At 70.8% G+C, this 20,779-nt stretch carries 19 protein-coding genes; 3 read left to right on the forward strand and 16 right to left on the reverse strand.

What is annotated here, in order from left to right:
- Positions 1-127: 127 nt before the first annotated feature.
- From ACI3KY_RS06150 to ACI3KY_RS06165, 4 genes are all read right to left on the reverse strand, one after another.
- Positions 128-769, reverse strand: a complete 642-nt coding sequence (locus ACI3KY_RS06150; protein WP_404929313.1) for a UdgX family uracil-DNA binding protein — start codon at positions 767-769, stop codon at positions 128-130.
- A gap of 76 nt (positions 770-845) precedes the next feature.
- Positions 846-1,670 (reverse strand): DUF4184 family protein, encoded by an 825-nt coding sequence (locus ACI3KY_RS06155; RefSeq protein WP_404929314.1) that lies wholly within the window; start codon positions 1,668-1,670, stop codon positions 846-848.
- 42 nt (positions 1,671-1,712) lie between these two features.
- Entirely contained in the window at positions 1,713-2,999 is a 1,287-nt protein-coding gene (tyrS, locus tag ACI3KY_RS06160; RefSeq protein WP_404929380.1) for a tyrosine--tRNA ligase, read from the reverse strand.
- Positions 3,000-3,165: 166 nt separating this feature from the next.
- Positions 3,166-4,119: an aldo/keto reductase gene (locus ACI3KY_RS06165; RefSeq protein ID WP_404929315.1), complete on the reverse strand. Its 954-nt coding sequence runs from the start codon at positions 4,117-4,119 to the stop codon at positions 3,166-3,168.
- 54 nt (positions 4,120-4,173) lie between these two features.
- Between ACI3KY_RS06165 and ACI3KY_RS06170 the strand changes: the two genes are divergently transcribed.
- The 3 genes from ACI3KY_RS06170 (at position 4,174) to ACI3KY_RS06180 (ending at position 5,965) form a co-directional block, all read left to right on the forward strand.
- Positions 4,174-4,563, forward strand: a complete 390-nt coding sequence (locus tag ACI3KY_RS06170) for a MerR family transcriptional regulator (protein WP_404929316.1) — start codon at positions 4,174-4,176, stop codon at positions 4,561-4,563.
- Between the two features lie 101 nt (positions 4,564-4,664).
- On the forward strand, positions 4,665-5,282 hold the full coding sequence (locus ACI3KY_RS06175; RefSeq protein WP_404929317.1) for a DNA-binding protein: 618 nt from the start codon (positions 4,665-4,667) through the stop codon (positions 5,280-5,282).
- An 80-nt stretch (positions 5,283-5,362) separates the two neighbouring features.
- Complete coding sequence (locus ACI3KY_RS06180; protein WP_404929318.1) at positions 5,363-5,965, forward strand: hypothetical protein; 603 nt, start codon at positions 5,363-5,365, stop codon at positions 5,963-5,965.
- A 21-nt stretch (positions 5,966-5,986) separates the two neighbouring features.
- Here ACI3KY_RS06180 and argH read toward each other — a convergent pair whose 3' ends face one another.
- The 12 genes from argH to ACI3KY_RS06240 all read right to left on the reverse strand — a co-directional run bounded on the left by argH (position 5,987) and on the right by ACI3KY_RS06240 (position 20,712).
- Entirely contained in the window at positions 5,987-7,417 is a 1,431-nt protein-coding gene (argH, locus tag ACI3KY_RS06185; protein WP_404929319.1) for an argininosuccinate lyase, read from the reverse strand.
- Positions 7,418-7,489: 72 nt separating this feature from the next.
- Positions 7,490-8,656 (reverse strand): heparan-alpha-glucosaminide N-acetyltransferase domain-containing protein, encoded by a 1,167-nt coding sequence (locus ACI3KY_RS06190; RefSeq protein ID WP_404929320.1) that lies wholly within the window; start codon positions 8,654-8,656, stop codon positions 7,490-7,492.
- Between the two features lie 28 nt (positions 8,657-8,684).
- Positions 8,685-9,608 (reverse strand): ornithine carbamoyltransferase, encoded by a 924-nt coding sequence (gene argF / locus ACI3KY_RS06195; protein ID WP_404929321.1) that lies wholly within the window; start codon positions 9,606-9,608, stop codon positions 8,685-8,687.
- Positions 9,605-10,837, reverse strand: coding sequence for an acetylornithine transaminase (locus ACI3KY_RS06200; RefSeq protein ID WP_404929322.1), 1,233 nt, complete (start codon positions 10,835-10,837; stop codon positions 9,605-9,607). The genes argF and ACI3KY_RS06200 overlap by 4 nt, the downstream gene beginning before the upstream one ends.
- A complete protein-coding gene (gene argB / locus ACI3KY_RS06205; RefSeq protein WP_194413844.1) occupies positions 10,834-11,733 on the reverse strand; it encodes an acetylglutamate kinase in 900 nt (299 codons plus the stop codon). Before argB ends, ACI3KY_RS06200 begins: the two co-directional genes overlap by 4 nt.
- On the reverse strand, positions 11,730-12,887 hold the full coding sequence (gene argJ, locus ACI3KY_RS06210) for a bifunctional glutamate N-acetyltransferase/amino-acid acetyltransferase ArgJ (protein WP_404929323.1): 1,158 nt from the start codon (positions 12,885-12,887) through the stop codon (positions 11,730-11,732). Before argJ ends, argB begins: the two co-directional genes overlap by 4 nt.
- Positions 12,884-13,966 carry an N-acetyl-gamma-glutamyl-phosphate reductase gene (gene argC / locus ACI3KY_RS06215; RefSeq protein ID WP_404929324.1) on the reverse strand — a complete coding sequence of 361 codons (1,083 nt, stop codon included), beginning with the start codon at positions 13,964-13,966 and terminating at the stop codon, positions 12,884-12,886. Before argC ends, argJ begins: the two co-directional genes overlap by 4 nt.
- 314 nt (positions 13,967-14,280) lie before the next feature.
- Positions 14,281-15,330, reverse strand: coding sequence for an NAD-dependent epimerase/dehydratase family protein (locus ACI3KY_RS06220; protein ID WP_404929325.1), 1,050 nt, complete (start codon positions 15,328-15,330; stop codon positions 14,281-14,283).
- Positions 15,331-15,494: 164 nt separating this feature from the next.
- On the reverse strand, positions 15,495-18,050 hold the full coding sequence (pheT, locus tag ACI3KY_RS06225; RefSeq protein ID WP_404929326.1) for a phenylalanine--tRNA ligase subunit beta: 2,556 nt from the start codon (positions 18,048-18,050) through the stop codon (positions 15,495-15,497).
- The gene (gene pheS / locus ACI3KY_RS06230; RefSeq protein WP_404929327.1) at positions 18,050-19,099 is read right to left on the reverse strand and encodes a phenylalanine--tRNA ligase subunit alpha; all 1,050 of its coding nucleotides are present in this window, start codon (positions 19,097-19,099) and stop codon (positions 18,050-18,052) included. The genes pheT and pheS overlap by 1 nt, the downstream gene beginning before the upstream one ends.
- Before the next feature lie 60 nt (positions 19,100-19,159).
- Positions 19,160-20,068, reverse strand: coding sequence for an amino acid ABC transporter permease (locus ACI3KY_RS06235; RefSeq protein ID WP_404929328.1), 909 nt, complete (start codon positions 20,066-20,068; stop codon positions 19,160-19,162).
- Positions 20,065-20,712: an amino acid ABC transporter permease gene (locus ACI3KY_RS06240; protein ID WP_404929329.1), complete on the reverse strand. Its 648-nt coding sequence runs from the start codon at positions 20,710-20,712 to the stop codon at positions 20,065-20,067. Before ACI3KY_RS06240 ends, ACI3KY_RS06235 begins: the two co-directional genes overlap by 4 nt.
- Positions 20,713-20,779: the final 67 nt, after the last annotated feature.

Here is a 20,779-nt window from a genome sequence, read left to right on the forward strand (position 1 = left end):
GGGGAGCCAGGCCTTCCGGCCTTCCGCTCTACCCTTTGGGGCGAACAAGTAATACTTTACGTGCGCCCCGCCCACCCGTCGAATCCACCCCGCACCCCGGGCGTGTCGCACCCCCACAACCCCGGAATCACGCGGAATTCGAGGATCGAGCCGCCTCCGCAGCGGTCCGCAGATCGGCGGTCAGTCCCGCGATCGCCTCGCTCCGCTCTCCCGAATCGCGAAGACGCAGCACTGCCGAGGGGTGGATGGTCACCAGCACCGTGCGCCCGGCGCTCTCGAGAGGCGTGCCGCGCTCGGCTCCGATCTTGACGACGCGACCCAGCACCGCGCGCGCCGCCGTGGCCCCGAGGCAGACCACGACGTCCGGATCCACCGCTGCGACCTCGGCCTCGAGCCATGGCCGGCACGCCGTGATGTGCCCCGCATCGGGACGGCGATGGATCCGGCGCTTGCCTCGCTCCTCGAAGCGGAAGTGCTTGACCGCGTTGGTGACGTACACGTCCTTGCGCTCGATGCCGGCAGCCTCGAGCGCCTGTGCGAGGATGCGGCCCGCCGGGCCGACGAAGGGCTCGCCCTCCAGGTCCTCCCGGTCTCCCGGCTGCTCCCCCACCAGCATGAGCCGCGCAACGGGGGCACCCTCGCCGAACACGGCCTGCGTCGCCGCCCGCCACAGCTCGCAGCCGCGGCATCCCTGCACCGCCTCTCGCATGCGATCCAGGTCGGGATCCTCCGGCACCCACTGCTGCGCGCCCGGTCGTTCCACGTCCATGCCGGAACCGTACGACGCCGTCGACGCATCGAGCAGCCCCTGGCCCGGCCGCGCCGCCGGGGGTATCGTCCGCCCGTCAGACCGAGCGGGTCTGCGCGGAGGACCGCCCGCGCAGCACCTGGATCACGAGGCAGACGGCCACCGTCGCCGCACCCCACAGCGCGCACGCCGGCGGCAGCACCCGGTAGGCCAGGTGCGCGGACGTGAACCCGGCGTCGAGCGGACCGTGCACCGCGAGGCCCCACACCCACGCCACCGCCAGCGCGACCGGGAGCGAGACCCACCACGCCCAGCGCAGTGCGTCGGCCACGACGCGAGGAACGGATGCCGCTGCCGGCCGTCGCCGGAGCCACACGAGCATCCACACGCCGATGATCGCGAGACCGATCGCACTCGACCCGTGCTGCAGCCACTTGTAGCCGGGCAGCTGCCCCCACGTCGCCGCCAGCGCGGGGATGGCGACCGAGCCCCAGCGGCCCTCATGCGTGAACAGATCCCACACGATGTGGGTCACGACGCCGATGAGCAGCGAGAGGACGAGCAGCAGCATCCCGGTCCACGGTGCGCGCCGCCCGCGAGCCGGGGCGATCGAGAACGTCTCGCGCCATGCGGCGCCGGCGCCGGCATCCCACTCCCCCGGCAGCCGGGCGGCCAGCCACCGCGGTGACAGCTCACGCGCCGCGGGCCGCAGCACGCACCGCCAGGCGAGCAGCAGGACAAGAGCGAGCAGCACCGTCGCCGGCAGCCACCCGAAGGCGTGAGTGCGTCCGTAGTCGAGCGGGAGTCCCCGGACGAAGAGGGGCAGATCCGGCGTCATCGCGCCGATCGCGATCGCAGCGGGCACCAGCGGCGTGCGGACGAATGGCAGCGCGACGACGGCATGGCTGGGGGTGAACGGCATCCGTCACCCCGCCGCCGGCGTCGCGCTGCTCACCGCGTCGCGTCAGCCGACGAAGACGCCGGCCAGCGTCTTCTTGCCCCGCCGGAGCACGGAGACACCGCCCGCAAGCGCACCCGACACCGTCGCTGCATCGTCTTCGACCTTGGCGCCGTCGAGCGAGACCCCGCCCTGCGCGATCGCGCGGCGGCCCTCAGACAGACTGGCGACCAGTCCGGTGTCGACGAGCGCCTGCAGCACCGGAGTGCCGGCCGCGACCGTGGCGTTCGGCAGTTCCTCGAGCGCCTGACGCAGCGTGATCGCGTCGAGCGAGGCGAGATCGCCCTGACCGAAGAGGGCCTCGGATGCCGCGATCACCGCGGCCGTGGCATCCGTCCCGTGCACGATGCCGGTGGCTTCCAGCGCCAGGCGCTTCTGGGCGGCGCGGCGGAACGGCTCCTCGGCGACGAGCCGCTCGTACTCCTCGATCTCGGCCCTGGTCAGGAACGTGAAGATCTTCAGCCGCTGGATCACGTCGGCGTCGTCGGTGTTGAGCCAGAACTGGTACATGCGGTACGGGCTGCACATCGCGGCGTCGAGCCAGATGGCGTTTCCCTCGCTCTTGCCGAACTTCGTGCCGTCGCTGTTCGTGATCAGCGGGGTGCCGATGGCGTGCACCGACACACCCTCGACGCGGTGGATCAGGTCGGTGCCGCTGGTGAGATTGCCCCACTGGTCGCTTCCACCGGTCTGCAGGACGCACCCGAACTGGCGGTACAGCTCCAGGTAGTCCATGCCCTGCAGGATCTGGTAGCTGAACTCGGTGTAGCTGATCCCCGCCTCGGAGTTCAGGCGCGCCGCGACCGCGTCCTTCTTGAGCATCGTGCCGACGCGGTAGTGCTTGCCGATGTCGCGCAGGAAGTCGATGGCGCTCATCGGCGCCGTCCAGTCGAGGTTGTTGACGATGCGTGCGGCGTTATCGCCCTCGAAGCTCAGGAAGCGCTCGACCTGCGACTGCAGGTACCCGACCCATTCGGTGACCGTCTCCTTGGTGTTGAGGGTGCGCTCGGCCGAGGGACGCGGATCGCCGATGAGGCCGGTCGATCCGCCCACGAGTCCCAGCGGCTTGTGGCCGGCGAGCTGGAGGCGGCGCATCGTCAGAAGCTGCACGAGATTGCCGAGATGCAGACTCGGAGCGGTCGGGTCGAACCCGCAGTAATACGTGATCGGGTCCCCGGCGAGAAGGGCGCGCAGCGCCTCCTGGTCGGTGGACACATGCACGAGTCCACGCCATACGATCTCGTCCCAGACGTTCTCGAACGTCGGGTCGATCGCAGGCGCCGTCACGCTCACGAGGGTTTCAGACACGCGAGCCAGGCTATCAGCGCCATCGCGAGGCCCCGCGCGCCGGCGGGCGATGAGGGCTCCGGCGGGCGATGAGGGCTCCGGCGGGCGATGGGGGCTCCGGCGGACGACGGATGCCTCGACCCGACGACGACGCCGAGTCGAGGCATCCGCATCAGACCGCCGCGTCCAGACGCGCGAGCTGCTCAGAGGTGAGCGGAAGACGCACGGCCTCCATCGCCGCGTCGAGCTGGTCGAGCTTGCTGCCGCCGAGCATCGGTCGCACGCCGTGCGCCACATGCCAGGCCAGCACCGTCTGACCGCGCGTCGCGCCGATCTCGGCCGACACCTCGTCGAGGGCGGCGAGGCGTCGCTCGTTGCCGACGTGGTCGTACGGCTCCGGGATCTCCTTGGCGGGATTGTCGTAGGCGCCGGCCAGCAGCGGCGTGTACGCCCACACCTCGAGCCCGTGCGCGTCCGCGTAGTCGCGCTGCTCGTCGCTCAGCACGCCGAAGCGGTGCTCGACCCCCGGCGGCCGGGTGCCCGGGCGCACGCGCAGGTACGTGGCGTTGAGCTGCAGGGCGTCGAGCGGGAGCGATCCGATCACCCGCGCATGCGCGCGGGCCCGCTCGATCCGCCAGGCGGGGTGGTTGGATGCCCCGACTCTGCGCGTCAGGCCGGCTCCGGTGAGCTCGGCGAGGGCCTCGACGGTCTCCTCGATCGGCGTGCGGCGGTCCTCCTGATGAAGCCACAGCAGGTCGACCGCTTCGACGCCGAGCCGGTCGAGGCTGCCCGCGAACGCATCGCGGACAGCGCGTCTCGACAGGCCTGCGCGGCCGGAAGGCCACGAGCCCGACCACAGCGGCTCCGCACCGAGCTTGGTCGCGATGCGGACGCGGTCTCGCACGCCGGGGCGGGCTGCGAGCCAGCGGCCGAGAACGCGCTCGCTGTCGCCGCCCTGTCCGTCCGCGCTCGCCCAGAAGCTGTAGCAGTCGGCCGTGTCGATCCAGACGCCGCCGCGCTCGACGAAGCGGTCGAGCAACGCGAAGGACGTGTGCTCGTCGATGGTCGTGCCGAACATCATGGCACCGAGCACGAGGGGGGACGTGGGAGATACGGCGTTCGTCATGTCACCACTGTGCAATCTGGAGTTCGCTCCAGGTCAAGCTCTATTCTGACCGACATGACCATGTACACACCGGCCGAGGCCGCGGCCCTCTCCGGCTTCTCGCTCGACACTCTTCGGTACTACGAGCGCGAAGGCATCCTCCCGCAGGTGCATCGCAGCGCCGGCGGACACCGGCAGTACTCGGAGGCGGATCTCGGAACGCTCGGCTTCCTCAAGTGCCTGCGGGAGACGGGCATGCCCATCGAACGACTGCGGCGCTATGGCGCGCTGTGCCGCGACGACTCCACGATTCCCGAGCGGATCGCACTGCTCGAGGAGCATGCCGCGGCGGTCGAAGCAGCGATCACCGACCTTCGCACGCAGCGGGACAAGCTGAGCGAGAAGCTCGAGTGGTACCGCGGGCGGGTCGATCCCGCGGAGTCCGCCGCGAGGGCGTTGCTATAGTCGTGAGGCTGCAGTAACGGTTACTTTAGGCTACAGACTCTCGGTAATGAAGCTTCCATGCTAAACTCTTGCGTACTTGAACTCCTAGACTAAAGGAAGCGATGTACGTCCTCACCGCCGACCAGCGCGCCAGCCGCGTCAACGCCGACGCCGTGCCGTCCGCCCTCGCCGTGGTGAGCCGGCACGGCAGCGACAGGCTCGCGCTGCCGCCCGAGCGCACGGCAGGCGACGAGCTGCAGGTCGCGGTCGCCGAGGCCTCCACCGTGCTGTCGATCGTGCTCGAACTGACGCGGTCTGGCGAATGGAGCGTCGGGCTCGGGGTCGGCGACGTCGAGTCGCCGCTCCCGCAGAGCGTCCGCGCGGCACGCGGCGAAGCCTTCATCAACGCCAGGGACGCCGTCGACCGCGCCAAGAAGACACCCACCCGACTGGCCGTCACCGCACCGGCCGGCGGAGAGGACGCCGAGGCCCTGGTCCGCCTGCTGGTCGAACTGCGCGACCGTCGGACGCCGGAAGGCTGGGAGGTCTACGACCTGCTCGCCGACGGGCTCACCCAGCGGGACGCGGCCGCGCGCCTGGGCGTGTCGGAGGGCGCGATCAGCCTGCGCGCCAAGGCCGCCGCGCTACGCGTGGAAGAGGCCGCCGTCCCTGCGCTGGAACGCGTGCTTGCACGCCTGGACGACGCGACACCCGCCATCCCGCCGCACGAACAAGGCTGAGCCGCCGGTGCGAATACCGGCTTTGCGCACACGGGCTGCCGCACCGGGGTGTCGTCGGGGGCTCATGTCAGACTGACGCCATGGTCCTCCCCGACGTCGTGCTGACGGCCGCGCTCGCGATCTTCCTGTTCCTCGCCCTGTGCGGCGCGCTCGTGCTTGTCATCGTCAGTCTTCGCAAGCCGGCCGACATCCCGCTCATCGTCGCGGGCGTCCTCGTGGTGCTGTGCCTGCTCGCCGTGACGGTGTCGCCCGTCAACGTTCCGCTCCTGCTCGGCTTGGCCATTGCACTGCTCGGAACGGCACTGGCGGTCCTCGGCGGCAACCCCATCACGCGGCGCATCCTCGACGTCGCGAGCCACGGGCGCGTGGAGGAAGGCGATAACGGCGGCATCCTCCTGCGTGCCCCCTCCTTGCCCGGGGCGGTCGCCGGCGAAGGCTCCGGGGCCGTCCGCGAGGTGATGCGCGGGGGCACCACCATCGGCTACCTCGAACGCGTCGCCGTGGTGCTCGGGATCATCGCCGGGTTCCCGGAGGCGATCGCAGTGGTGGTGGCCCTCAAGGGCATCGGCCGGTTCTCCGAGCTCGCGAGCGCCGAGGCACGGGAGCGGTTCATCATCGGAACCCTGGCAAGCCTGGTGTGGGCGTGCGTCGTCGGCGCGCTCGTGCGTCTCGCGATCTGGTGATCGCCGCCGCGACCCCGAAGGCTAGAGCCCGAGGGTGTGGGCGGTCGCCTGTACGCGCTCGATCAGTTCGGCCCGCTGCTCCGCCACTCTGACCGGAGCCGTGCCGCCGACTCCGGTGCGGCTCGCCACGGATCCCTCGACGCTCAGCACCTCGCGCACGTCCGGCGACAGGTGCGCCGACACCGACGCGAGCTGTTCATCGGTGACCTCGTGCAACTCGAGCCCGTTCTCCTCGCAGATGCGAACGAGGTGGCCCGAGATCTCGTGCGCGTCGCGGAAGGGCACGCCGCGCTTGACGAGCCACTCGGCGACGTCGGTCGCGAGCGAGAAGCCCTGGGGGGCGAGCGCAGCCATCCGGTCGGTGTGGAACCGCATCGTCGCCACCATGCCGGCGAACGCGGGCAGGACGGTCTCGAGGGTGCGCACCGAGTCGAAGACGGGCTCCTTGTCTTCCTGCAGGTCGCGGTTGTACGCGAGCGGAAGGGCCTTGAGAGTCGCGAGCAGCCCGGCGAGGTTGCCGATCAGTCGTCCCGTCTTGCCGCGCGCAAGCTCGGCGATATCGGGGTTCTTCTTCTGGGGCATGATGCTCGATCCGGTCGAGTATCCGTCGTCCAGCGTCACGAACCCGAACTCGCGCGTGTTCCAGAGGATGATCTCCTCGGCGAAGCGCGAGACGTCGATGCCGATCATCGCCGCGATGAACGCGAACTCGGCGACCACGTCGCGCGACGAAGTGCCGTCGATGGAGTTCTCGGCGGGCCGGTCGAGACCGAGCTCACGCGCGACGAGCTGCGGATCGAGACCGAGGGTCGAGCCGGCGAGCGCACCGCCGCCGTACGGAGACACCGCGGCGCGGGCGGACCAGTCGCGCAGGCGCTCGAGATCGCGCAGCAGCGGCCACGCGTGGGCCTGCAGGTGATGGGCCAGCAGCACCGGCTGCGCGTGCTGCAGGTGCGTGCGGCCCGGCAGGATCGCGTCGGGGTGCGCTTCGGCCTGCGATACGAGCGCGTCGACGAGACGAAGCACCTCACGCGCGACGGTGCGCGCGTGGTCGAGCAGATACATCCGCACGAGCGTCGCGATCTGATCGTTGCGGCTGCGGCCGGCACGCAGCTTGCCACCCAGCTCCGGACCGACGACGCCGATCAGCGCCTGTTCGAGCGCGCCGTGCACGTCCTCATCGGATGCCGCGGGCAGCAGTGTGCCGTCGGTCACGCCTCGTGCGAGCACGTCGAGGCCGTCGTGCATGGCCCGCTCCTCGTCCGATGTGAGGTACCCCGCGGCGGCGAGCGCCTTGGCGTGCGCGTGGGAGCCGGCGATGTCGTAGAGCGCGAGGTCCCAGTCGAAATGAGTCGATCGGCTGAGCTCGGCCAGCTCCGGGGAGGGTCCCGTGGCGAAGCGGGCTCCCCACAGTGCGCCTTCGTTGGTGCCGTCAGCCTTCGATTCACTCACGCGCCCAGCCTATCCGCAGGCCCCGGGCGCGCTCGCTCAGCGTCGGGGCGACCATGGGCTGTTCCGCCGCCCTCACGGAGTGGATGTCGGCACCGATCGCGCCTGCCGTCGGTCGCCCGGGACGGCGAAGCGCGACGAGGCATCCAGCACCGTCTCCAGCGGGCCGCGCCCGATGAGGAGCGCCCACGCCGTGCAGAGCACGATGGTGCCGATCGTCAGCGGCCAGAACGGCTCGAGCGCGCGGAAGCCGGCGAGGTCGCCGACACGGTCGAGCGTCGCGGCAGCGATCGCCGCCCACACGACGAGCTGCAGCGTGTAGGCGGTCAGCGGCATCGCACCGACGGCGCGCAGCGGCAGCACGACCCACCTGAGCACGGTGCGGCACGCGAGCAGGCAGATGCCCAGCACGGCGAGCGCGAAGCCGCCGGACCCGATGACCTCCAGGAGCCCGGTGGAGTGCGGCCTCGCGGTCCACAGCGCCCCGAGGTACGACGCAGCCTCTGCGCCCGGATCGGCGCCGGTGGCGGCATCCGTTCCGTAGCCCACCAGGGCGAGCAGCACGCCGGCGACGACCAGCCACACCTGCACCCGCAGCCGCGTCACACCGGCGCGGGCGACACCGAGCCCGGCGACGACGAACGCGATCCAGGTGGTGAACGGGTAGTGCCAGCCGAGTCCCAGCGAGACGAAGTACCCCGCGGGGGTGCTCCAGAAGGGCAGCGCGTCGAGGACGATCTGCACGAACGGCATGATCACGGCCAGGGCGCCCGCGAGCAGCAGGAGCATCCGGGCGGGCAGCGACGTCAGCGGCAGCGCGAGCAGGAACATCAGCGCGTAGGCGGGGAGGATCACGTAGACCGGCACGCCGGTGGCGATGAGCAGGATGCCGAGCACCCACAGCAGGGCCGCCCGCACCGCGAGCCGCCCCCGCGCCGTCGTCATGCGGCCTACCGGCAGCGGCTCGCGCCCGCCGGTCATCAGACCGATCGAGACGCCGGCGAGCGTCGCGAACAGGATCGACGAACGTCCCTGGACGACCGTGATCCACGTGGCGGGCTGCGCCGCGTCGAACGCGCCGCCGATCCACAGCAGGTGCGCCGCGAACATGCCCAGCACGGCGAGCCCGCGCGCGAGATCGACCCCGGCGATGCGGCCGGGGCCGTTCAGCCGCGCCCAGCGCGAGGCGAGCCAGCCGTCGTCGCTCGTCTCAGTGCGCTTCGTCTCGCCTCGCTCGCTCAACGACAGGAGTTCTTCCGCGCCGCCGTGTTCAGTCCTGGCGGAGCAGCCAGACCAGCAGCGCCTTCTGGGCGTGGAGGCGGTTCTCGGCCTCGTCCCAGACCACGCTCTGCGGCCCGTCGATGACTTCGGCGTCGACCTCGTAGCCGCGGTCCGCCGGCAGGCAGTGGATGAAGATCGCGTCGTCCTGCGCGAGCGCCATGAGCTCCTGGGTCACCTTGTACCCGCCGAGGTCACGCAGCCGCTCGAGCTTCTCCTCCTCCTTGCCCATCGACACCCACGTGTCGGTCACGATGACATCGGCGCCGGCCGCCGCCTCGTTCGCGTCGGTGTAGAGCGTGACGGAACCGCCGGTCTCGGCCGCACGTCGATCCGCATCGGCGATCACATCGTCGCGCGGCGCGTACGTCTCCGGCGATGCGACGCGCACGTGCATCCCGGCCGTGACGCCGGCGAGCACGTAGGAGTGCGCCATGTTCGACTTGCCGTCGCCGAAGAACGCCAGCGTGAGACCCTTCAGCTCGCCCTTGTGCTCCTTGATGGTGAGCAGATCGGCGAGCAGCTGGCAGGGGTGGAAGTCGTCGCTGAGGGCGTTGATGACCGGCACCCGCGTGCCTTCGGCCATCTGCTCGAGGCCGGCCTGCGCGTAGGTGCGCCAGACGATCGCGGCCACCTGACGCTCGAGCACGCGCGCCGTGTCGGCGGGCGTCTCCTTGCCGCCGAGCTGGCTGTTGGCGGTCGAGATGATGAGCGGCGAGCCGCCGAGATCGGCGATGCCGACGGCGAACGACACGCGCGTGCGGGTCGACGACTTGTCGAAGATGACCGCGACGGTCTGCGGGCCCTCGAGGGTCTTGAGCTTCCAGCGGTCCTTCTTCAGCGCGATGGCGAGATCGAGGATCTCGTCCTGCTCGGCATGCGTCAGGTCGTCGTCGCGCAGCAGGTGGCGGGTCATGCGGGAACCTCCGTGGGGGTCTCGAGCACCAGGGCGTCCTCCACGGTGCGGATCGCAGCCGTGAACAGCTCGACGAACTCGTCGATCTCGACGTCGCCGATCGTGAGGGCCGGTACCAGCCGGATGGTCTCGTCGTTGGGTGCGTTGATGACGAGGCCATGCTCCTGCGCGGCCGCCACGAGCGCTTTGGCGACGGGATGCCGCAGCCCCACGCCGATCAGCAGCCCGGCGCCGCGGCATCCGTCGATCAGCTCGGAGTCGATGCGCTCGATCGCCGCGGTGAGCTGGGCGCCGCGCTCGGCCGCGTTGCGGACCAGGTCTGCGCGCTCGATCTCGCCCAGCACCGCGCCCGCGACGGCGGTGCCGAGCGCGTTACCGCCGAAGGTGGAGCCGTGCGTGCCCGGGTAGAACAGCTCGCTCGCGCTGCCGAAGGTGATCAGTGCACCGATGGGGAACCCGCCGCCGATGCCCTTTGCGACCGTGATGGCGTCGGGGGTGATGCCCTCGTGCTGGAAGGCGAACCACTCCCCCGTGCGGCCGGCGCCGGTCTGGATCTCGTCGATGATGAGCAGCGCGCCGTGGCGCTCGGTGATCTCGCGGGCGGCGGCCAGGTAGCCCTCCGGCAGCGGCAGCACGCCCGCCTCGCCTTTGACGGGCTCGACGAAGAGCGCGGCGACGCGGTCGTCGATCGCCGCTTCCAGCGCCTCGACCGTGGAGTCGATGAACTCGACGCCCGGGGTCATCGGGAGGAAGGGCTCCTGCATGTAGGGCTTGCCGGTGAGGGCGAGTGTGCCCATCGTGCGACCGTGGAACGCGTCGTTCAGCGCCAGGATCCGCGGACGGTCGGCGCCCCCCTCCCGGCTCTTGGCACCGTGGAGCCGGGCGAGTTTGAACGCCGCCTCGTTCGCCTCGGCGCCGGAGTTGCCGAAGTACACGCGGCCCTCGTCGCCGGTGCCCGCGAGACGCTTCAACGTCGACGCGAGCGCCAGCTGCGGCGGGGTGGCGAAGTAGTTCGACACGTGCGCCAGCGTCGCCGCCTGGGTCGCGATCGCGTCGACGAACACCGGGTGCGCGTGGCCGAGCGAGTCCACCGCGATCCCCGCGAGGAAGTCGAGGTACCGCTTGCCGTCGGCATCCCAGAGGTACGAGCCCTCGCCGCGCACGAACATCTGCATCCGAGCACCGAAGCTCTTCACGAGGTCGCGCCCCGCATCGTCCTGCCACGTCATCCGAGCACCACCTCTGTTCCGATTCCCTTGCTGGTGAAGATCTCCACGAGCACCGAGTGCGGCACCCGCCCGTCGATGATGGCCGCGGTCTCCACGCCGCCCTCGACGGCCTCCAGGCACGCCGCCATCTTCGGGATCATGCCCGACTCGAGCGAGGGCAGCATCGCCCGCAGCTCGGCCGCTGTCAGGTGCGACACGAGCGAGTCGCGGTTGGGCCAGTCGGCGTAGAGCCCGGCCACGTCGGTGAGCACCACGAGCTTCGCGGCCCCCAGCGCGACGGCGAGAGCGGATGCCGCGGCATCCGCATTCACGTTCAGTGAGTGCCCCGGGGTGTCGAGGTCGGGAGCGATGCTCGAGACCACGGGGATGCGGCCGGCGGCGAGCTGATCGAGCACGGGCTGCGGATCGACCTCGACGACATCGCCGACCCGGCCGAGGTCGTGCTCGACGCCCTCGATGACCACACCGCGGCGGCGGCCGCCGAACAGGCCCGCGTCCTCGCCGCTGAGCCCGGTGGCGACCGGGCCGTGCGCGTTGATCTTCGACACGAGCTGCGGATTGATCTGCCCGGTGAGCACCATCCGCACCACCGAGATCGCCTCGGTGGAGGTGACGCGGTAGCCGCCCTTGAACTCGCTCGGGATCGCCAGGCGATCGAGCATCGAGGAGATCTGCGGACCCCCGCCGTGCACGACGACCGGCTTCACCCCGACGTAGCGGAGGTAGGCGATGTCGGCGGCGAAGGCGTCCTGCAGCTCCTCGCTCACCATCGCGTTGCCCCCGTACTTCACCACGACGATCTGGTCGCGGAAGCGCCGGAGCCAGGGCAGCGACTCGATGAGGGTCACGGCGCGCGCGCTGGCTTCGCCGGGATCGGTCTCTTGCAGGTCGGTCATGAGGAGTAGGCGCTGTTCTCGTGGACGTAGTCGTGAGTGAGGTCGTTGGTGAGGATCGTCGCCTCGGCCGCTCCGACCTTCAGGTCGATGATGAGATCGGTGGCACGCGGGGTCAGATCGACGTCCTCTCGCGGCGCGTCGGGGCCGCCCTGCGAGCACACCCGGACGCCGTTCATCCACACGTCGACGTCGTACGGGTCGAACTGCGCCTGCGTGGTGCCGATGGCGGCGAGCACACGGCCCCAGTTCGGGTCGTTCCCGAAGATCGCCGCCTTGAACAGGTTGTTGCGGGCGACCGAGCGGCCCACCTCGACGGCCTCCTGCTCGGAGGCGGCGTTGATGACCTGGATCGTGATGTCGTGGCTCGCGCCCTCGGCGTCGCCCTGCAGCTGCTGCGCGAGGTCCTGGCAGATCTCGGCGAGTGCCGCGGCGAAGGCGTCGGGGTCGGGCGTGATGTCCGACGCCCCGCTCACCATGAGGGTGACCTGGTCGTTGGTCGACATGCAGCCGTCCGAGTCGAGCCGGTCGAACGTGCGCCCGGTCGCCTGGCGGAGCGCCGCATCGGCCTGAGCGGCGTCGAGGACGGCGTCGGTCGTGAGCACCACGAGCATCGTGGCGAGGCCGGGCGCCAGCATCCCGGCACCCTTCGCCATGCCGCCGATCGACCAGCCGTCGCGGTTCACGTGCGCGCGCTTGGGCCGCGAGTCGGTGGTCATGATGGCGAGGGATGCCGCCTCCCCGCCGTCGGCGGAGAGCTCGGCGATGCCCTGCTCGGTGCCGGCGAGCACCTTGCTGCGGAAGACCTCGTCGCCGGTGCCGATGAGACCTGTCGAGCACACCAGGATGTCTCCCGCGCTCACGTCGAGCAGCTCGGCCGCCTTCTCGGCGGTCTGGTGCGTCGTCTGGAACCCGAACGAGCCCGTGAAGCAGTTCGCGCCGCCCGAATTGAGGACGATCGCTTCGACCACTCCGTCACGGATGACCTCCTGCGACCACAGGATCGGGTTCGCCTTGGCGCGGTTGCTGGTGAAGACCGCCGCGCCGACCTTGAGCGGGCCGCGGTTGACCACCACGGCCACGTCGGGCTTGCCCGACGACTTGAGTCCGACGGCGACGCCGGCCGCTGCGAATCCCTGGGGCGTGGTGACGCTCACGGGGCGACTCCGTTCACGGTCAGCGCGGTGCCCTCGGCGAGGCCCAGCGCGATGTTCATGGACTGCACGGCTGCTCCGGCCGTGCCCTTGACGAGGTTGTCGACGGCGGTCACGACGACCACCCGGTTCGCAGCCCGGTCGACCGCCAGGCCCATGAGCGCGGTGTTCGCGCCCAGCACGTCGGCCGTGCGCGGGAACTCCCCCGCCGGCAGCAGCTGCACGAACGTCTCGTCGCCGTAGGCGGCCTCCCACGCGGCGCGGATCTCGTCGTCCGTCGCGCCCGGCGTGATGGGCGCCGTCGAGGTCGCGAGGATCCCCCGCGACATCGGCACCAGGACGGGGGTGAACGAGATGCGGATGCCCTGGTCGGCGGCATCCGTCGACGCGGTCCCTGAGCCTGTCGAAGGGCGGGCGGCGGCGAGCGCCTGACGGATCTCGGGGATGTGCCGGTGGGTGCCGCCGACGGCGTACGGATTCGCCGTGCCGAGGACCTCGCTGGCGAGGAGGTTCGTCTTGAGGCTCTTGCCGGCACCCGAGGGGCCCACCGCCAGCACCGTCACGATGTCGGACGGATCGATGACCCCGGCGGCGACGCCCGGGGCGAGGCTCAGACTGACGGTCGACGCATTGCAGCCGGGAGCGGCGATCCGGGTCGCCCCCACGAGCCGGTCGCGCTGCTTCGAGCCGGCGAGCGGGAGCTCGGGAACGCCGTACACCCAGGGGTCGTGGAAGTCGCCGCCGTAGAACCGATCCCAGTCGGCCACCGACTCGAGGCGGTGATCGGCCCCCGCATCGATGACGAGGGGCGTGTCGCCGAGCACGTCGGTGTACTGCCCCGACTGCCCGTGCGGCAGCGCAAGGAACACGATGTCGTGCCCTGCGAGGATCTCGGGCGTGGTCTGCTCGAGGGTGAGGTGGGCAAGCGACCGCAGGTGCGGCTGGTGCTGGATGAGCGGCTGTCCCGCGTTGGAGTGCGCGGTCACGGTGCGGATCTCGACGTCGGGATGCGCGGCGAGGATCCGCAGGATCTCGCCGCCCGCATAACCGGATGCGCCGGATACGGCGACCGAATATGTCATGGATTCCACCTTAGAGTCTGGGTGCGGGGGCTACAGGCGGCGACGCCCGCTCGCAGACGTCCAAGGTGAGGACGGCGGTGCAGGGGTCGCCTAGAGTCGGCGCTCGCCCAGACGGCGTCGGCGCGCAGGAACGACGCTCGGAACGAGCGTCGAGGGTCCCTGGGTCGCCGAAGGCATGCGCCGACGATAGCCGCCTGATCGCGGCATCCGCAAATCGAGCGTGACCGCCGGCGTCATGTGCTCTCGCCGAGACCACACGTCCGGCGCGCGGCGTTCATGGGTCTTCGGCGAGAACCCACGATCCCGCCGGCGGGTCAGGCGCGGCTGTCACCGAGAAGGTCGAGGAGGGCGAGCTCATCCGACCGCGTGAGCCCCGCGCGGCGCTCGCGATCCAGGCCGCGCTTCCGTTCGTCGGCGAGGGTGCGCTCGAGCGTCTCCCGCACAGGTCGGAGCCGCCCGCCGAGCAGCCGGTATGCGGTGTTCGAGCGGGTCCAGAAGCCCGTCGTGTCGGCGGGAAGCCAGAGCGGCAGTGAGCGCGGACCCGCCCAGTACGCGACATCGTGCGCCTCCAGCCAGGCATCGGCCGCCGGCACGACGGCTCCCGTGTGACCTGCCACCTCGCGCGCATCCGCGAGCAGCCGGTCGAGGCCGACGGGATCGCCCACCGCGTTCACGACGCCGGTCCACCGCTCGCGCCCGATCGCCTGCACGAACTCCGCGAGGTCGTCGACGTCGATCACCTGCGCTCCGCGCTCCGTCGTCTCGGGCGTGAGCACCTCCCCGTCGCCCGCGAGGGCGAACCGGCCGACCCAGTAGCCGAACCTGTCTGTGGGATCGCCGGGGCCGACGATGAGCCCCGGACGCACGATGGCCGCGCGGAATCCGAGTGACGCACGGACGGATGCCTCGGCCCGCACCTTCGCGCGACCGTAGTCCTCGTCCGCGCCGGCGTCGCCGAGCGCGAGCAGCCCAGCCGATTCGTCGGCGCCGGGCTCGTCGTTCGCGGCGTAGACCGACACCGTCGAGATGTACGTCCAGTGCCGGGTGCGGCCCGCGAGGGCCTCCAGGGCGGATGCGACATGCGCCGGGTTCGACGAGATGTCGACGATCTCGTCCCAGTCGCGACCGGCGACCGCGTCGTACGCCCCGGGATCGTCGCGGTCGCCGACGACGAGGGTGGCACCGTACGGTGCCTCCCGCCCACCCCGTGCCAGGCAGGTCACGGCGGCTCCGGTTGGGCCCACGCGGCCGGAGGCTCCGCGCGACGCGCCAGCGGCGCGTGGAGTGGCCGTGGGGACCGTCCACTTCTCGGCGACGCGCCCGCTCAGCCAGCCCGTCCCGCCCAGCACCAGTACGTCGGTCATGCCACCAGCCAACCAGACCGGCCGGGTCGCGGCATCCGTCTCCGCCCCCAGCAGATCCCGCCCGACGCGATGACGGCCCGTGCTGTCACCGAGAGCCCGTGTCGTGCACCGGTCGCGACGTGGGCGATCGGTGACGGCACGGGCTCCCGACAGCGGGCGGCGGGTTACTCGCGCAGCGTGGCGCCGAAGCGCTCGGTCGCCGCGGCGACGCCGGCCAGCTTCGCCTCGGTCGCCTCGGCAGCAGTGAGCGTGCGGTCGGGAGCGCGGAAGCGCAGCGCGAACGTCAGGCTCTTCGCCCCCTCGGGCAGACCCTGCCCGCGGTAGTCGTCCACGAGACGCAGCGACTCGAGCAGCTCGCCCGCACCCTCGACGAGCGCGGCCCGCACCTCGGCGGCCGGCACGTCGGCGGGGAGGACGAGCGAGACGTCCTGCGTCGCCACGGGGAAGCCCGACAGCGACGCGGCGACGACCTTCTCCCCGGCCAGTGACAGCACGAGATCGAGATCGAGCTCTGCGACGACCACGCGACCGGGAAGATCGGATGCCTCGGCCACGGCCGGCAGCAGTTCTCCGACGTAGCCGACCTCCACGCGATCCCCCGCGTTCGCCGACGCGACCGACAGCACGCCGGTACGGCCGGGGTGCAGCGCGGCGCGCTCACCCTGCGTCACGTCGATCGTGACGCCGGCCGCGGCGGCGATCGTGCGGACGGCATCCAGGGCGTCGGCGAGCTCTGCGGCCACCGGCGCGAGCCCGGGCTGCTTGGACACCAGGTTGCCGGTGAGCAGTACGGCGACGTGCCGATGCTGTGGCGGAATGGAGGCGTCGAGCTCGGCGAGCGTCGCGGCATCCGGGCGCACGGCCAGCGGGGGCACGTGCGACGTGCCGTACTGCACACCGGGCTCGGGGAGGAACACGACACCCGTCTCGAACAGCAACAGGTCGGTCAGCCCGCGCGCCACGTTGCGGTGCGCGACCTGCAGCAGGCCCGGAACGAGCGACCGACGCAGGAACGGCGACTGGCCGTCGAGCGGGTTCGCCAGCTTGACGCTCGGCAGGTGCTCGCCCGACGGCGAGCCGTGCAGGTCGTTCTGCTCCTCGGTGGTGAAGCCGAACGACGGCGTCTCGACGTACCCGGCCGCCGCGAGCGCGTTGGCGACGCGGCTGCGGCCCTGCTGGGCCGGGGTGAGTCCGCGGCCCGACGGCGGCAGGGGCAGCAACGCCGGGATGCGGTCGTAGCCCTCGATGCGGGCGACCTCCTCGGCGAGCGTCCACTTGTCCGTGAGGTCGGGGCGCCACGACGGCGGGATGACCTGCCAGCCGGCGGCGTCGTCCTCGTTGGGCACGACCTCGCAGCCGATGAGCCGCAGCGCCGCCTCGATCTGCCCCTGCGTGTAGTCGACCCCGATGAGATGCTGCACGAACAGCGGCGGAAGCTCGATGCCGGGCATGAACACCTCGGCGAACAGCGCCGCGCCGTAGGCGTCGTCGCTCGTGCCTCCGGCGTACTCCTCCATCAGGTCGGCGACGCGGCGCGCGGCCACGAACGGCACGAGCGGGTCGACGCCGCGCTCGAAGCGACGGGAGGCCTCGCTGGGCAGCTTGTGCCGGCGCGCCGTGCGCGCGATCGACACGGTGTCGAACGTGGCGGCCTCGATGAGCACGTTGCGCGTCGCGTCGCTCATCTCGGTGGCGCCGCCGCCCATGACGCCCGCGAGACCGATGGGGCCCGAGTCGTCGGTGATGAGCAGGTCTTCGGGATCCAGCGTGCGGACCTTGCCGTCGAGCGTCTCGAGCTTCTCGCCGGGCGCCGCGCGGCGTACCGTGATCCCGCCCTGCAGCTTGTCGAGGTCGTAGCCGTGGATGGGCTGCCCGAGCTCGAGCATCACGTAGTTCGTGATGTCGATCAGGATGCCGAGGGAGCGGATGCCGGCGAGCGACAGTCGCGCGATCATCCACGCCGGCGTGGGCTTGGTGGGGTCGACGCCGCGCACGACGCGCGCCACGAACTCGGTGACACCGGCGCGGCCGCGGATCGGCGCGGTGTCGTCGGCGGTGACGGGGAACCCCTGCCCGGGGGCGATCTCGTCCCACGCGCGCTCGGCGGGGTCCCGGAAGGGAACACCCGTCGAGTGCGAGTACTCGCGGGCCACACCGCGGATCGACAGCGCGTACCCGCGGTCGGGGGTCACGTTGATCTCGACGGCGACGTCGTCGAGGCCCAGCAGCGAGATCGCGTCGGTGCCGACGGGCGCGTCGATGCCGAGTTCCACGAGACGGAGGATGCCGCTGTGCTCCTCGCCGAGGCCGAGCTCGCGGGCCGAGGCGATCATGCCGTCGGACACGTGCCCGTACGTCTTGCGCGCGGCGATCGGGAACGGACCCGGAAGCACGGCGCCCGGGAGCGTCACCACGACCTTGTCGCCCGCGAAGAAGTTGCGGGCGCCGCAGACGATGCCGTGCACCGCGTCGCCGCCGTCCGCCGCGGTCTCGCCGTCCGGCGCGACGCGCACCTGGCACCAGCGGATCGTCTTGCCGTTGGACTGCGGCTCCTCGACGAATTCGAGCACCTCGCCGACGACGATGGGGCCTTGCAGCTCGAAGCGGTGGACGTCCTCCTCTTCGAACCCGACGCGCACGAGCGCCGCGAGGACGTCCTCGGGCGAGGCATCCGCCGGAACATCGACGTACTCACGCAACCATGAGAGCGGGACGCGCATCAGACCACCATTCCGAACTGCTCGCTGAAGCGGACATCGCCCTCGGCCATGTCGCGCATGTCCTGGACGTCGCTGCGGAACATCAGCGTGCGCTCGACGCCCATCCCGAACGCGAAGCCGGAGTACTCCTCGGGGTCGATCCCGGCCGCGCGCAGCACGTTGGGGTTGATCATGCCGCAGCCGCCCCACTCGATCCATCGGGCGCCGCCCTTGAACGTGGGGTGCCAGAGGTCGAGCTCGGCCGACGGCTCCGTGAAGGGGAAGAAGTTCGCGCGGAATCGCGTCTTCGCCTCGGGGCCGAACAGCACCTTGGCGGCGTGGTCGAGGGTGCCCCGGAGGTGCGCCATGGTGATGCCCTTGTCGACGACGATGCCCTCGAACTGCGTGAACACCGGCAGGTGGGTCGCGTCGTACTCGTCGGTGCGGTAGACCCGCCCCGGGCACAGCACGTAGAGCGGCAGGTCGCGCTCGAGCATCGAGCGCACCTGCACCGGGCTGGTGTGCGTGCGCATCACGAGGTGCCGGTCGACCGGGTCGACGAAGAACGTGTCCTGCATCTGGCGCGCCGGGTGGTCGACGTCGAAGTTCAGCGCGTCGAAGTTGAACCACTCGTGCTCGAGCTCGGGACCCTCCGCGATCTCCCAGCCCATCCCGACGAAGATGTCGGCGATCTGCTCCTGGAGGAGGGAGATCGGATGCCGCGCGCCGACGCGTGCGCGGGCCGGCAGCGCCGTGATGTCCAGGCGCTCCGCCTCGAGCTTCGCGGCGGTCTCCGCCGCGACGAGCTCCTCCTCACGGGCGGCCAGCGCCTGGTTCACGCGGCCGCGCGCCTGACCGACGAGCTTGCCGAACTCGGCCTTCTTGTCGTTCGGGACCTCGCGCAGTCGCGCGTTGAGCTTCGCCAGCGGCGAGCCCTCGGCGGCGTGCGCGGACCGTGCGGCCTTCAACGCCGCGGTGTCCGCCGAGGCGCCGATCGCTGCGAGGGCGGCGTCGACGGCGGCGTTCACCGCCTCGGGCGTGATCTCGGTGTTCTCAGCAGCGTCTGACACGAGAGACGAGTCTAGCGACGGCTGATCGTCGCCTGCGCTCGGCGACCGGTGGGGTCGGCGTCAGGCGCCGCCGCCGGTGCGGATATCCGACTGCGCGACGATCAGCTCGGTGTCGGTGCCACCCTGACCGGGCTGACCCGCCGCAGCCACCGTGGTCACCTTCGGCGACCGGCGCGTGCGCTTCTCGACGATGTAGGCGACGTACGACAGCGCAAGGCAGAGCGCCACATAGATCGAGCCGCCGATGATCGCCGAGGGGATGAGCGGCGAGTTGTACAGCGCCTGCGACCCCAGCAGCTTCACGAGATAGAGCAGCTCGTGGTAGGTGATGATGAAGCCGAGTGCGGTGTCCTTCAGCGTGACGACGAGCTGGGAGATGATGACCGGGAGCATCGCCCGGATCGCCTGCGGCAGCAGGACGAGCCGCATGACGCCGGCCTTTCGCAGACCGATGGCGTAGCCCGCCTCGCTCTGGCCGCGCGGCAGCGATTCGACGCCCGCACGGATCACCTCGGCGAGCACCGAGCCGTTGTACGCGATCAGGGCGATGACGACGGCCCAGTAGGGCGACATCTTGACCCCGATCACGGGCAGCCCGTAGTACAGCAGCATCATGAAGATGAGCACCGGGATCGCGCGCAGGATCTCGACGATCCAGCCGACCGGCACACGCACCCACGCGTGGTCGGACATGCGGCCGAGCGCCAGGACGAAGCCGAGGATGATCGCACCGACCGCCGCGACGCCGAAGGCCGCGAGCGTGTTCCACGTCGCCTCGAGGAACAGCATCCAGATGGTGGAGTAGGTGAACAGCTCCCACTTCTCGGGGCTGAACTGCCCGGTCTCGTAGAAGCGCCAGATCACCCAGCCCACGAACAGCAGGACCACCAGGATGGTGACGGCGCCGATGATGCGGTTGCGGACGACCGCCCGCGGTCCGGGGACGTCGTACAGGACGGAGCCGCTCATCGCGCGATCCTCCACTTGCGCTCGACGAATCGCTGCAGCCATGCGAGGAGCAGCACCAGGACCACGAAGATCACCATGACCCACAGCAGGACGACGAGCTGATTCTCGCCGACTTCGCTGAGGTTGGAACGCACGGAGCCGAGGTTGACCACCGAGAAGCCGGCGGCGACCGTCGTGTTCTTCAACAGCGCGATGAACACGCTCATCATCGGCGGAATGACCGAACGCGTCGCCTGCGGCAGCACGATGAGGGACATGACCTGTCCGAAGGTGAGGCCGAGCGCCCGTGCCGCTTCCGCCTGCCCGACGGGAACCGTGTTCACACCGGACCGGATGGTCTCCGCCACGTAGGTGGCGGTATAGATCCCGAGCGCAACGGTCGCGAGCATGACGGCCGGGACGCGCTGCTGCAGCAGGATCGGCAGGCAGAACGCGAAGAAGAACATCACCAGCGTCAGCGGCGTGTTGCGGATCCAGTTGACGTACACGGCGCCCACGGAGCGCGCGATCGGCACCGGTGAGACTCGCATCGCGCCGACGATGAAGCCGAGCACGAGCGCGATCAGACCGCCGCCGAAGAACAGCACCAACGTGCCGACGAGGGCCTCGTTCCACAGGTCGAGGTTGTCTGTGATGACTCCCACCGTGCCGCCTTCCTCATCCGAACATGGTCAGGGACGTCCCGTGGCGGCGCCGAGGGCGCCGCCACGG

Source organism: Microbacterium sp. ZW T2_14 (genome assembly GCF_044987405.1).
Classification (GTDB): domain Bacteria; phylum Actinomycetota; class Actinomycetes; order Actinomycetales; family Microbacteriaceae; genus Microbacterium.

Excerpts from the sequence above, each read along its gene's own strand:
- ACI3KY_RS06150 (WP_404929313.1), bottom strand. The coding sequence starts at position 769 with ATGGACGTGGAACGACCGGGCGCGCAGCAGTGGGTGCCGGAGGATCCC.
- ACI3KY_RS06155 (WP_404929314.1), bottom strand. The coding sequence starts at position 1,670 with ATGCCGTTCACCCCCAGCCATGCCGTCGTCGCGCTGCCATTCGTCCGC.
- ACI3KY_RS06165 (WP_404929315.1), bottom strand. The coding sequence starts at position 4,119 with ATGACGAACGCCGTATCTCCCACGTCCCCCCTCGTGCTCGGTGCCATG.
- ACI3KY_RS06170 (WP_404929316.1), top strand. The coding sequence starts at position 4,174 with ATGACCATGTACACACCGGCCGAGGCCGCGGCCCTCTCCGGCTTCTCG.
- ACI3KY_RS06175 (WP_404929317.1), top strand. The coding sequence starts at position 4,665 with ATGTACGTCCTCACCGCCGACCAGCGCGCCAGCCGCGTCAACGCCGAC.
- ACI3KY_RS06180 (WP_404929318.1), top strand. The coding sequence starts at position 5,363 with ATGGTCCTCCCCGACGTCGTGCTGACGGCCGCGCTCGCGATCTTCCTG.
- argF (WP_404929321.1), bottom strand. The coding sequence starts at position 9,608 with ATGACCCGCCACCTGCTGCGCGACGACGACCTGACGCATGCCGAGCAG.
- ACI3KY_RS06200 (WP_404929322.1), bottom strand. The coding sequence starts at position 10,837 with ATGACGTGGCAGGACGATGCGGGGCGCGACCTCGTGAAGAGCTTCGGT.
- argB (WP_194413844.1), bottom strand. The coding sequence starts at position 11,733 with ATGACCGACCTGCAAGAGACCGATCCCGGCGAAGCCAGCGCGCGCGCC.
- argC (WP_404929324.1), bottom strand. The coding sequence starts at position 13,966 with ATGACATATTCGGTCGCCGTATCCGGCGCATCCGGTTATGCGGGCGGC.
- ACI3KY_RS06220 (WP_404929325.1), bottom strand. The coding sequence starts at position 15,330 with ATGACCGACGTACTGGTGCTGGGCGGGACGGGCTGGCTGAGCGGGCGC.
- pheT (WP_404929326.1), bottom strand. The coding sequence starts at position 18,050 with ATGCGCGTCCCGCTCTCATGGTTGCGTGAGTACGTCGATGTTCCGGCG.
- ACI3KY_RS06235 (WP_404929328.1), bottom strand. The coding sequence starts at position 20,068 with ATGAGCGGCTCCGTCCTGTACGACGTCCCCGGACCGCGGGCGGTCGTC.